At 54.8% G+C, this 12,579-nt stretch carries 12 protein-coding genes; 6 read left to right on the forward strand and 6 right to left on the reverse strand.

Going from position 1 to position 12,579, the window contains the following annotated elements:
• Positions 1-211 precede the first annotated feature (211 nt).
• Both FJ695_RS20685 and FJ695_RS20690 read left to right on the forward strand, forming a co-directional pair.
• Positions 212-829: a TIGR00730 family Rossman fold protein gene (locus FJ695_RS20685; RefSeq protein WP_141188850.1), complete on the forward strand. Its 618-nt coding sequence runs from the start codon at positions 212-214 to the stop codon at positions 827-829.
• Positions 830-986: 157 nt separating this feature from the next.
• The gene (locus FJ695_RS20690; RefSeq protein ID WP_141187201.1) at positions 987-2,240 is read left to right on the forward strand and encodes a diguanylate cyclase; all 1,254 of its coding nucleotides are present in this window, start codon (positions 987-989) and stop codon (positions 2,238-2,240) included.
• 17 nt (positions 2,241-2,257) lie between these two features.
• Here FJ695_RS20690 and rarD read toward each other — a convergent pair whose 3' ends face one another.
• Genes rarD through cysS form a run of 4 tightly spaced genes read right to left on the reverse strand, consistent with a single transcriptional unit; the run spans position 2,258 to position 6,775 of the window.
• Positions 2,258-3,175, reverse strand: a complete 918-nt coding sequence (gene rarD / locus FJ695_RS20695; protein ID WP_141187202.1) for an EamA family transporter RarD — start codon at positions 3,173-3,175, stop codon at positions 2,258-2,260.
• A 32-nt stretch (positions 3,176-3,207) separates the two neighbouring features.
• Positions 3,208-4,797, reverse strand: coding sequence for a citramalate synthase (gene cimA / locus FJ695_RS20700; protein WP_141187203.1), 1,590 nt, complete (start codon positions 4,795-4,797; stop codon positions 3,208-3,210).
• Positions 4,798-4,852: 55 nt separating this feature from the next.
• Complete coding sequence (locus tag FJ695_RS20705; protein ID WP_141187204.1) at positions 4,853-5,308, reverse strand: GFA family protein; 456 nt, start codon at positions 5,306-5,308, stop codon at positions 4,853-4,855.
• A 39-nt stretch (positions 5,309-5,347) separates the two neighbouring features.
• Positions 5,348-6,775 (reverse strand): cysteine--tRNA ligase, encoded by a 1,428-nt coding sequence (gene cysS, locus FJ695_RS20710; protein ID WP_141187205.1) that lies wholly within the window; start codon positions 6,773-6,775, stop codon positions 5,348-5,350.
• A gap of 276 nt (positions 6,776-7,051) precedes the next feature.
• Between cysS and FJ695_RS20715 the strand changes: the two genes are divergently transcribed.
• From FJ695_RS20715 to FJ695_RS20725, 3 genes are all read left to right on the forward strand, one after another.
• Complete coding sequence (locus FJ695_RS20715) at positions 7,052-8,728, forward strand: murein L,D-transpeptidase (protein ID WP_141187206.1); 1,677 nt, start codon at positions 7,052-7,054, stop codon at positions 8,726-8,728.
• A 127-nt stretch (positions 8,729-8,855) separates the two neighbouring features.
• Entirely contained in the window at positions 8,856-9,044 is a 189-nt protein-coding gene (locus FJ695_RS20720) for a sugar transporter (protein ID WP_141187207.1), read from the forward strand.
• Positions 9,045-9,110: 66 nt separating this feature from the next.
• Positions 9,111-9,464, forward strand: coding sequence for a metalloregulator ArsR/SmtB family transcription factor (locus FJ695_RS20725; RefSeq protein ID WP_141187208.1), 354 nt, complete (start codon positions 9,111-9,113; stop codon positions 9,462-9,464).
• A 17-nt stretch (positions 9,465-9,481) separates the two neighbouring features.
• Here the strand turns inward: FJ695_RS20725 and FJ695_RS20730 are convergent, their stop codons facing one another.
• Both FJ695_RS20730 and FJ695_RS20735 read right to left on the reverse strand, forming a co-directional pair.
• Entirely contained in the window at positions 9,482-9,997 is a 516-nt protein-coding gene (locus FJ695_RS20730) for a CreA family protein (RefSeq protein WP_141187209.1), read from the reverse strand.
• Positions 9,998-10,399: 402 nt separating this feature from the next.
• Positions 10,400-11,674, reverse strand: a complete 1,275-nt coding sequence (locus FJ695_RS20735) for an MBL fold metallo-hydrolase (protein ID WP_141187210.1) — start codon at positions 11,672-11,674, stop codon at positions 10,400-10,402.
• Positions 11,675-12,082: 408 nt separating this feature from the next.
• Here FJ695_RS20735 and FJ695_RS20740 point away from each other — a divergent pair, with 408 nt between their 5' ends.
• Entirely contained in the window at positions 12,083-12,556 is a 474-nt protein-coding gene (locus FJ695_RS20740) for a MarR family winged helix-turn-helix transcriptional regulator (RefSeq protein WP_141187211.1), read from the forward strand.
• The last annotated feature ends 23 nt before the right edge of the window (positions 12,557-12,579 follow it).

The following is a 12,579-nucleotide window of genomic DNA, read 5'->3' on the forward strand; positions in this document are numbered from 1 at the left end:
TGTTCATCCCATCGAAAGCCTTCGGGCCCTGCCGCCCAGCACTTTCGTCTATTCCCTTTACGTGCCGCAGCTTAGGCATGCCAGCACATGGATAATCTTACCCATGCATAACGGCCTTTTTGTGCCGCGGCAAGAAAACCAGCTGTTTGCACTGGTTGTTTCGAACAGAATGCTTGACCTCTTGCATGGCGCAATGCCACATCATGGACTTATGACGACAAAATCTCCAAAACACCTGACAAGCGTTTGTGTTTACTGCGGCTCCAGTTTCGGCTCCGATCCGGCCCACGAGGCTGCCGCGGCCCGGCTTGGCCAGCTGATCGCCGAATCCGGTTTGCGGCTCGTTTACGGCGGCGGTGCCGTCGGTTTGATGGGAACTGTTGCCCGCGCAGCTATGGAATGCGGCGGTGCGGTCACCGGCATCATCCCACGGTTTCTTGAAAAACGCGAAGTGATGCTGGAAACGCTTGAAGATCTGGTGATCACTCAGACCATGCATGAGCGAAAGCAGCTGATGTTCCAAAAATCAGATGCCTTCATCGCCCTGCCCGGCGGCATTGGCACTTTGGAAGAAGCCGTGGAAATGATGACATGGGCACAGCTCGGTCAGCACCGCAAACCGGTGGTCCTTGCAAATATCAATGGGTTCTGGTCACCACTTCTGGAACTGCTCGACCATATGCGGGCTCAAGGCTATATCCGACCGGACACCGAAGTGCCGTACCTGATTGCCAAACAGGTTGGCGAGATCATTCCAATGCTGGAACAAACTGTCGCACGTGGTCCTTCCATTGGCGGTGAAGGCGTTGCTTCAACAGAAGAACTTTAGTCAGAAAAACAAAAAGCTGAACTATCTCAGCCCCTAAGGGGTAAAACGTCGCAAATCTGCCTCAAAACAACTTGCTTACCGATACCAAATATTAAGACCTTGGAAGCTTCTTTGACCCAGGTTTTGAGCAGAAAAAGACTCGGACGGACACGGTCCCATGCGCACAACGCTGCTGGTTGAAGATGCTTCCTTTTTTGAGAAGGCGATTGTTGATCGCCTTCAAAAAGTTGGCCGTCACCAGATTATGGTTGCCCGCAACTACGAAGAGGCGGAAAAATGCCTCGATATGCCAATTTGTGATCCAGATCTGGCATTGGTCGATCTTACTCTGCCGGATGCCCCCAATGGTGAGATCGTTGACTTGTGCCGTGACAGAGGCATTCCGACGATCATTTTCACTAGTAGGTTCGACACAGACATCCGGGAAAAGGCGCTGGCAAAAGGGGTTATCGACTATATCCTGAAGGACACGCCCGCTAGCCTCGACTACGTAGCTGAGCTTCTCAAACGGCTGTCCAACAATCCTAAAACCGGCATCCTGATCCTTGATGACTCTGCTGTTGGCCGGCAGAAAATCGCGGAAATCACGTCGCAGCACCTTTATCAAGTCTTTGAGGCGAGCACCTGCGCCGAAGCACTTTCTGTTCTTGAAGAAACGCCACAGATCAAACTGGTCCTGGCTGACTATTATATGCCGGGCGAGGACGGGTTTGCCTTCCTGAAAACCGTGCGTCGGAAATACAGCCGTGAACGCCTCAGCGTCATCGGCATGTCCTCGCGGGCCAGCTCGGAAAACAGAATCCGTTTTTTAAAATATGGCGCGGCAGATTTCATTGCGAAGGACTATTCGCCGGAGGAAATCCTACTGCGCATTTCTCTCAATCTGGACATGATGGAGAGGATTTCGGAGCTGAACACGCTCGCCATGCACGATGCTTTAACCGGTGTCCACAACCGGCACTATTTGTTTGGCGAAGGCGCCAAAATCATCGAGTCCTGGGCTCACCGTGACGGCAGGGCCGCATGGACAGCGGTCTTCGACCTCGACTCATTCAAGAAAATCAATGACGAACTCGGTCATGACATTGGCGATACCGTCCTTTTAAATTTTGCGCGCCAATTGAAAGCGCTGGCCGGACCAGAAGACATCATTGTACGTCTTGGTGGTGACGAATTTTGCGCCGTTTTCCGGTCTGAAACACGCGACAGTGTTAACCTGAAGTTGGCCGGATTTATGAAGAGTTTGAATTCTCACCCGATCAGGCACGCCGGGCCGGATTTATTGTGCCAAACCAGTGTCGGCGTCGCACGGATCACTGAGGGTGATCTTCTTGAATCACTCAGAAAAGCGGACAAGAATCTTTATTCGGCCAAGCGCACTGGCAGCGGTCTCATGACCGCTGCGGAGTAGTACTTTTATTTTTCCCCTTAGGAAGTCACCGACTTGCGCGCGTTCCGCCAACTGTCGAGCGTAAACACCACCAAGGCCAGCCAAATTAGAGAAAATCCAGCTAATTTGGCCTGATCCAAAGGTTCGCCCCAGACATAGACGGCCATCAAAAAATGGATTGATGGCGCAATATATTGCATCAACCCGAGCATGAAGAGCGGTAAACGGCGCGCAGCAGAGCTGAAGAAGATCAACGGAAGTGCAGTTACTATGCCGGTCCCGGCAAGCGCAGCCAGCACAGGCAGATCGTTCAGGATGAGCGCGTCCACGCCCCAGGACAGGTTCAGCAGCAAGTAACCAGCAGCCATCGGGAACAACAGCACGGTCTCGACAAACAGACCCGGCGTCGCCTTGACCGGTGTCACCTTGCGCACATATCCATAGCCTGCGAAGGAAAATGCTAGCACGAGTGAAACCCAAGGCAATCCGCCAGCCAGAACAGCCTGCAGCACAACAGCAAATCCGGCAAGCGCACAGGCAATGTATTGCCCCCGCGACATGCGTTCGCGCAGGACAATCAACCCAACCAAGATGCTCACCAGCGGATTGATGAAATAGCCCAAAGACACATCCAGAACCTGCTCATTGGCGATTGCCCAGACAAACACCAACCAGTTGACCGAAATGAATCCGGCCGAAATGGCGAGTTTTTTCAAAATCGCTGCATCGGCAAACACATCGAGCACTTCTTGCCAGCGCCCGCGCATGTAAAGAAATCCGCCGACGAACAGGACGGACCACGCGATCCGATGTGCCACGACCAGATCGGCGGGCACGGTGTCGGTCAGCTTGTAATAGGCGGGAAAAAAGCCCCACATGCCATAGGCCGCCAGCCCGAAGAGAATACCCCGGCGGAATTCGTCCTCGGTCTCAGAGGGAACCGCAGACTGAGACATGCCCGTGCCTTTCTGGCGCTGTAAGGAAAGCCCTAATGAGCTTTCAGAAGCGCGAATGTGATGGAGTCGACCAATGCCTGGAAGGATGCGTCAACGATGTTGGATGAGACACCAATCGTGAACCAGCGCCGCTGGGTCTTGGCATCATGACTTTCGATCAAAACGCGTGTGACCGCATCCGTCCCGCCATTCAAGATACGCACCTTATAATCGATCAGTTCAAGCCCTTCAATCGCCGCCTGATACTTTCCAAGATCCTTGCGCAAGGCCATATCAAGCGCGTTGACCGGACCATTTCCTTCGGCGACGGACATACGGGTTTCTCCGTCGACATCCACTTTGACAACAGCTTCCGAGACCGTGATCAGATCCCCAATGGCGTTGAACCGGCGCTCGACCATCACCTTAAATGAATCGACCTTGAAGAACTCTGGCACTTCGCCCAGCGCCCGGCGCGCCAGCAATTCGAAAGACGCATCGGCCGCCTCATAAGCATACCCCAACGCCTCGCGTTCCTTGACCTTGGCCAGCAGCCGGTCAAGGCGCGGATCTGCCTTGTCGACCTCGATCCCCACGCGGGCAAGCTCCCCCAAGAGGTTGCTTTTGCCCGCCTGGTCTGACACCAGAACCCGGCGCTGATTGCCCACCGTTTCCGGCGCGACATGCTCATAGGTCTGCGGATCTTTTAAGATCGCAGAGGCGTGAATCCCGGCTTTGGTGGCAAAGGCCGTTTCGCCAACATACGGCGCATGCCGGTTGGGCGACCGGTTCAAGATCTCATCGAAGGCATGGGAAACCGCGGTGATGTCCTGAAGCTGATCATCGCTGATACCGATTTCAAGACGATCCGCGTACTGCGGTTTCAGTTTCAAGGTCGGGATCAGCGTGATTAAATTGGCATTGCCGCAGCGCTCCCCAAGACCGTTTAGAGTACCCTGGATTTGACGCACACCGGCATCAACCGCCGCCAGCGAATTGGCGACCGCATGGCCAGTGTCGTCATGGGTGTGGATGCCCAGGTGGGAACCAGGCACCACGTCCTGCACCTGTGTCACGATTGAATGGATTTCATCTGGCAATGTACCGCCATTGGTATCGCACAAGACAACCCAACGGGCGCCAGCCTGATACGCGGTACGGGCACAATCGAGGGCATAGTCCGGATTGGCCTTAAAACCATCGAAGAAATGCTCGCAGTCGATCATGGCTTCTTTGCCAGCAGCCACCGCAGCCATCACGGTGTCTTCGATCGACTCCAGGTTATCTTCGTTGGTGCAGCCGAGTGCGACCTCGACATGATAGTCCCAGGCCTTGGCAACAAAACAACAGGCGTCCGCCTTGCTCGCCAGGACTTGTTGAAGCCCTGGGTCGTTCGCCGCTGAGCGCCCTGCCCGCTTGGTCATGCCGAAGGCCGTGAAAGTCGCCTTTTCGGTCCGTTTTTCGGCAAAGAACTCAGTATCGGCCGGGTTAGCACCCGGATAACCGCCTTCCACATAATCCACGCCAAGGCGTTCCAGCAACTCCGCAATCACGATCTTTTCGTGGACGGAAAAGTCGATGCCGCTAGTCTGAGCCCCATCGCGCAGCGTGGTATCAAATAGGTAGATCCGGTCTTTCGTCATATCGCGTCCTGCTTGCCGCATTCTTCGGCTGGCCATTCAGTAAAAACGTTTCGGTTCAAGTATCGTGATCGGGATGCTGGTGGTTCTGGATCTTGGCAAAGACCTCCTGAGCGGCGGCTTCCGCGTCGCCTGTCCGGGTCGGCAAATCTATTAACCCCTCACACCACGGCAAGCGGCTTTCCAGCCCAAGCTGAACCTCCGGGGCGACCGAGCCAGGCTCATCAAGGCTCGCGATCGTTATGTCGATGTGTGAGGCCTCGAACTCATAGGTCAGCGGAGTTCCACAATCCCGGCAGAACCCGCGGCGAACCAAATTGGAACTTTGGAAGTAAGCCGGCTCTCCACGCGTCCAGCTCAAATTCTCAACAACAACCAGCGCTGCAAATGGCCCGCCAACTGCCTTCTGGCACATGCGGCAATGACAGATCGACGGGCGTTTAAACCCTTCCGCACAATAGCGAATGGCCCCACACTGGCAGCCGCCGGATTTGATGTCTGTATCTTCCGTCATGCTGTTGCATTCCTTATCATCACCGCCCGAGTACCAAACTCACCGCTTCACTTCCCAAGTTGTGATACGAGCACCGGTTTCGGAGTCTTTTGAATCCTTTAGGAGGATTCCCTGAGATGTCAGGTCAGCGCGGATCTGATCCGCTTCCGCCCAATTCTTGGCATTGAGGGCGTTGAGACGGGCATCAATGGCTGCCTGAATGGCGGTCTCATCAATGCCGGACAGATCCGCCTGGACGGGGTGCACACCAAGAAGTGCTGCCGATGCTGAATAGACAGCTAGTTTAGCCGGATCCTTGCCCGCTTCTCCGGCCAAGCTGTGTAGTGCCTGGATCGCCGCAGCGGTGTTCAGGTCGTCGTTGAGCGCGTCCAGAACTTCGGCCGCAGGCGGGACATCGGTCTCAATCGGATCCGGCCATTTGCCCAGAAGGTTTTCCGCCTCTTCCAGCTTGCGGACGGAGAAGTCGATCGGCTCCTTGTAATGGGTCATCAGCATGGCAAGGCGCAGAACTTCGCCCGGCCACTTACGGCCGCCAAAGTTCTCTGTCTCCAGCAGTTCGCGGATGGTGAAGAAGTTGCCCTCCGATTTGGACATCTTCTTGCCTTCAATCTGCACAAAGCCGTTGTGGACCCAATAATTGGACATTGTTTTTGTGCCATGGGCGCAGCGGGATTGGGCAATTTCGTTTTCATGGTGCGGGAAGATCAGATCAAGCCCGCCTCCATGAATATCAAACACCTTGCCCAGGTGATGCTCACTCATCACCGAGCATTCGATGTGCCAGCCCGGACGGCCCCGGCCCCAGGGGCTGTCCCAGCCGGGCTCTTCCGGTGACGATAGCTTCCAGAGCACAAAGTCGCCCGGGTTTTTCTTGTGATTGTCGACCGCGATCCGGGCGCCAGCGATCTGCTCATCGAGCTTGCGCTTGGAAAGCCCGCCATAGTCCGGCATCGAGACAGTATCGAACAGCACTTCGCCGCCATCCGCTGTATCCGCAACATAGGCGTGACCTTTGGCAACCAGGTCTTCGATCATCTGGATCATGCCGGTAATGTGCTCGGTCGCCCGCGGCTCGTGGCTTGGTTCCAAGGTCCCTAAAGCAGCGACATCCTTGTGGTATTGATCCGCGGTTTTCTTGGTTACCTTGGCGATCGCTTCATTGAGCTCCATGTCCGGAAAGTCGCGCAAGGCCCGTGCGTTGATCTTGTCATCAACGTCGGTGATGTTGCGCGCATAGGTGACATGGTCCACGCCATAAAGATGGCGCAGCAACCGGTACAAAACGTCAAAAACAATCGCGGGCCGCGCATTGCCGATGTGGGCAAAGTCATAAACCGTCGGTCCGCAGACATAGAGACGCACGTTGCTGTCATCGATCGCCTGAAAGTTTTCCTTCTGGCGTGTCAATGTGTTGGTGAGCTTCAAGCCCTTGTAGGTGCCGGATTTCGCTGGTTCAGCGGCGCTCATGTCAAACGGTCTCCTGGCCGGCTGGCCGGGCGGTCCGTCTACAAGGAATTTTGCCAAGAGGGAACGGCCACAGCCAGCGGTGTCGCTAGCTGCAAATAATTGTGATCGTAATGATGGTACGTTTGGCCGTCATCATGGCTGAGGTTATGGACCGGAACAGACGGGCCGGTCAAGGTCACTTTTTCATGGAGAAGCTCTGCCCGGCCGGTTCTGCCATTGGCCCCTGCGCCGCCCTCCTCTAATCTGCCGTTACGGGAATCAGAGAGGGGCTGTCCCATGCGGGAGACAAACATTGGTAAACGGCGGTTACGCCAGATTGTTATAGCTGCGCTTGCCACAATCGGCCTAGTCGCAGGCTCGGCACCTGGACTGGCGCAATCGGGGCCTGCGCCAACGCCCAAACCGCAAGCCGCATCAGTTCCGGCCCCAACCTTTCTCGAACCACAAACGCCCATTGCACGCGCTCTTCAAGCAGCCCTCTCTCCGGACGTGTCCGAACGAGCGATACGATTTTACGGGGAACGGGCATTTGCGCCAATCTGGTTCACTGAGGACGGCATCACGGAAAATGCTCACCTTGTGGTGGCGGCAATGGCTGCGGCCAATGACCATGCGTTAAATCCGGATAACTATGGTCCCCTGCGACTGGTCGATCAGGCCGCTGCGGCACAGTCTCCAGATGAATGGGCTGCTTTTGAGCTGGAACTGACCAAACAATACATCCGCTATGCGACGCATCTCTCCTCCGGCCGGGTCCAACCCAATAAGGTCAACAAGGCGCTCAATCTCTTTCCGGACCGCCCAGACCCAGAGATGTTGTTGGAACAAGCGGTTGATGCGGTCGACTTCAGCACGTTTTTAGAGGCACTTGCCCCGCGCTCAGACAATTACGCGCGGCTGAAACGGCGCTTGGCACAATACCGCGAAAAGGCCGCAGCTGGAGGTTTCACAGCCGTTCCTGAGGGTGAAGTACTAAAGCCAGGTATGAGTGACCCGCGCGTTGCAGCGCTCCGCCAGCGTCTTGTCGAAGAAGATATTCAGATAGCGGCACACCACAGCGGTGAAACTTATGACCACGGCCTTGTAGAGGCGGTGAAGATCTTTCAGAACTTGCACGGTCTGGCTGACGACGGGGTCATCGGCAAGGAAACCTTTGCCAGGCTGAACATCCCCTTGCAGGAAAAACTGATCCAGATGGAGCTCAACATGGAGCGCCGCCGCTGGATGCGCGACGATCTGGGCAGCTTCTATGTCTTTGTCAATCTGGCTGATCAGGAACTGAAGGTGGTCAAGGAGGGCAAAACGATCCACACAGCTCCTGTGGTGGTCGGCAAACCCTATCATGCAACGCCGGTGTTTTCAGATCAGCTTGACTATGTGGAGATTAACCCCTTTTGGAATGTGCCCTATTCCATTGCAACGGCGGAGTATTTGCCAAAGCTGAAAAAGAATGCCGGCGCGCTTTCGGGCAAAAACATCCGCGTGTTTCGGGACGGCAGTGAAGTGGCCGCAACACAAATTGCCTGGAACAACTATTCCCGTGGAAACTTTCCTTTCCGGCTGCGCCAGGATCCGGGCAACAGCAATGCGCTGGGCCGTATCAAATTCATGTTCCCGAACAAATTTAACATCTACATCCACGACACACCGTCAAAATCGCTCTTTTCACGAGCCGAACGGGCTTTCAGCCACGGCTGTATCCGGGTGTCTGATCCCTTTGCACTTGCGGATGTTCTCCTTTCACATAAATCGGCGTCTCCAGGACATTGGGAAAACATTCGGGACACCGATAAACGGACCGTTGTTAAACCGGGTATCCCGATTGAAGTTCACCTCACCTATCTGACGGCCTGGATGAACAAAGACGGCGCGACCCATTTCCGCAAAGATATTTATGGCCGCGACGAGAAATTGCTGGATGCACTCCGAAAGGCCATGACTGAAAATCTGTGAAATTTCATAGAGATAATACGTGTTTAGAAAGCTGAACGCCAGCTGAACGCGGCGCTCAGCATGAGTTCAAGGCCGGAAATCTAATCTCCAGGGCAATCGCACGGCGTTGCCTTTTGGAGATAAAAAAATGTTGAACCGGCTTTTTGTGATCATCTTTCTTCTCATCGTTCTGGGCGGACCGTTTATCGCACTGATCGCCATCACGGATGGCACCAAGGCCTTCGGCAGCGAACTTCAACAAAAAAGTCTGTGTTTAATGACCGGAACCGGCTGTGGAGATGGAAACTTGGTTGTCACCGTCGCCAGCCGCCTATAATAGTCTTTAAAGCTGAGAATTATTCTCAAGCTTGCGCAGAGTAAGAGAGTTTGGCAAGGTCTGTAGATGGACTTTAAATCGCTTGAAAACAAAGCGGAGACAGCCGCGGAGTTTCTGAAACTGATGGCATCAGCGCCTCGGCTGCTGCTTTTGTGCCTTGTTTTGGAAGAAGAACGCAGCGTTGGCGAACTGGCTGAAAAGACCGGCATGCGTATGCCGACCGTGTCACAACAACTGGCTCTTTTAAGAGCTCAAGGCCTTGTGACAACCCGGCGCGAAGGCACCACTATCTACTATAGCCTGGCGAGTGAACCGGTCAGAGACATGATGGCGATGCTGTACAAGCACTTTTGTGCCGACCCGGAGATGCCTGTTGCCGCCCGTTTGCAAACGCTCGACGGTGAAAATTCGCGCCGGTAAGAATTGGCGGACTGTTTCTAATCCGTAAGGTAGTCACCACACCGCGGCGGCTCGGCGGTTCCCCATGGCATCAAAGGCACTGTCGACGTGGAGTTTTTCGGACTGCCTTCGATCAGCTTGTCCGAATAGACCATATAGACCAGCACATTCCGTTTGATGTCGCAGCCGCGCACGATCCGCATTTTTTTGAACATGAATGAGCGACCCTGGCGGAACATCTCTTCGCCTTGCTCAAAATTCTCTTTGATCTCCACCGGGCCAACCTGGCGGCATGCAAGAGAAATGTCTGAGACTTCTTCGGCAACACCCAACCAGCCTGACACTCCGCCTTTTTCCGGCACTGTAAAATGGCAGGCGACACCGGCGACAATCGGATCATCGATGGCATAAGTTGCCAGTTTGTGATCTGGTGTCAGGAACTTCCAGACCGTAGATTTCTTGAAAATCAAATCCGGCTCGTCACTGGCATAAACTGGCCCGACCACCTGAAGACATAGGGCTAGAATAAAAACAGCTGCAGCACGTAACCGCATTCGAAATCCTCCGGTTCTTAAAACTCATTTTCATGTGGGGTGCCGCTTCAACGTATCAACCACCCGCCCCCTTAGAAAGACAACCACCCGCGCGACAGAATCGCACGGGTGGCTGGAATTATCGTCTTTTAAAGAGGCTAGAGCGCCGGTCGTAAACGTGAAAACGTTTGATGGCTTTGGGCGGCACATCCGGATAGGCGCGGCACGCAGCGCGATGCGGGCCATCGGGCAAGAGGTGCAACGCAGCCGGTGGATCGCCAAAAGCCACCCGGAGGGCCTCGTCTCATTGGCCTGCTGACGTGCGTTGGCCCACCCTTATGGTGCCAGCACCACTGCGGGCGGACCACCTTGCCAGCAATCAAATGAGACGGGTCAAACGCTTCTATGTTTTCGCCCGGCGCTCTAGACCTGAGCTTTCTCCAGGACTTTTTCTTCCGTCTCAATTTCGTTTTCCAGCAAGAGCGCGTCGTCGTCATCCGCCCCTTGCTCAGTGAGGCTTGCCATCAAAGATGCGGCGAACTCACTATCAGAGACCAATTCCGCCGCTTCTTCGCCGCCGCTTTCAGCTTCGGCTGCCTCATCCGTTTGCTCAACAGTTTCACGTTCTTCCAGATGGATCACATTGAGAGCCTCCGGTTCACTGGCTGGCTCGTCCGGTGAAGCAGGCTGATCTTCAACGATCTCCAAAACTGTTTCAGCGAGCTCGGGCTCTTCTGCAACCGGCACAGATTGCGTCAAGGCATCCTCAAGGTCAGCACAGCGTTCCCGGGTCCAGACTTGCGGCTGATCCAGACCTTGGGCTTCATCATAGGCCCGGGCAACGTTGAAGGGCAGATGAGCGTCAAAACCGGACGCAGAGCCAAACCTTGGCTGCAAGGCATCGCTGATCGATTGATAGGTATCCCGCAATCCCATTTTGCTTTCGGTGCAGGCCGTCGCCGCATCACGAAGCGTGATGACATAATCCCGGGTGGTTTCAATAGCAGTCGCCACCTCGGAATTCCCGACAACAGGCGTTCCGTGTCCCGGCATCAGAGCATTCGGGCGGAAAGCCATCAGCCGGTCCAGAGCTCTCGGCCAGTCGGTCAGATGCGCATCACCGCAATAAGGTGCGGTTCTGGACTGCACAAGATCGCCGGCAAACAGCACCCCGCTGTCAGCAACCCAGACGACCAGATCGCCCATGGTATGGCCGCGACCAAGATGCATCAGCCGCACTTCTTTGCCGCCAAGATCCACGGACATCGACGAGGCAATCGTCATTGATGGAATGGCAAGCGGCGGCAGTGGCTGGCCAGCCGGATAGATCTCAGGGAAACGGGATTTCAACACATCCCGGTCATCCAAACCCCGGGTTTCCATCATGCGCTTGGTCAGATCCGAAGCGATCACCTCACCGGCGTCAAAGGCAGCTGCTCCGGCCGTGCTGTCGCCGTGGAAATGGGTAAGCAACAAAACCTTGATTGGCTTGTCGGAGATTTCGCGGATTTTATTCAGAACCTTCTGCCCAAGCGCTTCTGTTGGCTGAGCGTCGACCACAAGCAGGCCACGGTCTCCGACAATCACGCCCGTGTTCGGACATCCCTCAGCACTAATGGCATAACAGCCGGGCCCGAGTTCATGGATCTTTGCTTCATCTCCGGGGGCAGTATCAGACTTCGTGTCTGCTTTGTTCATGACAGCCTCGCTTTCCCGTCAACAGGTTCGGTGATATTTCACCGTGTCCAGGATGTGAATAGTTTGTATTTGCCCTAGACTCACTGCTTTCAGGGTCGATTCGCAAATTTTGACGCACTCTTTCCTTAACTGTTCCTTTCTTATCAACAGATAGGTCTAGTAATTCGGCAAAAGAGGGGTTTTTCTAAGGCATCTCAAGGGTCGGAACTAAGCAAAGACTCGGTAAATTTTCAAATCGACCGGCGAGTGCTTTCCTGTCTGTTTTGTCAGGCTATAGTATTGCTTAAAGTCATCATCGGGATCCGTTCGATTGATTGTCAAAGCCCCTCATACCCGCCGCTTCAACATCGCCAGGCGAGCTGCCATGCTCTGGTCCTGCAAATCCACAACGCGCGATCTTTTTTTAAAATGACCAAGTCCAATCGAGACACACATGGAAAATCAGGAACCCCGGTTCTTAAACTTAACCGGTTCCTACCCTACCGGCTGAACAATCTGGCAGAAGCCGTCAGCCGGTCGTTCTCAAAAATATATGCGGACGAGTTCGGGATCGGCATCCCGGAGTGGCGGGTGGTCGCAACCCTTGGCGAACATGCCGCGATGACCGCCCGCGATATTGGCCAGGCGACTTCGATGCATAAAACCAAGGTCAGCCGGGCCGTTGCTGCCTTGGAGAAAAAGGGTTTTTTGGAACGGGGGCCCAGTCTGCATGATCAGCGCGAACAGCTCCTGAAGCTCAGCACTGAAGGCCGGGCCATGTATGAGGCATTGATCCCCAAAGCGCTGGCTTATTCAAACGGCCTTGAATCTGCGCTCACAGAGGAGCAGCGGGCGGTGTTGGATCAAATCTTCGAGAGGCTTCACGCAGCGGCAGAAGAATAGTCCCAGACCTGTATCAAATTAAC

The sequence above is a fragment of the Labrenzia sp. PHM005 genome (genome assembly GCF_006517275.1).
In the GTDB taxonomy this organism is placed as follows: Bacteria; Pseudomonadota; Alphaproteobacteria; order Rhizobiales; family Stappiaceae; genus Roseibium.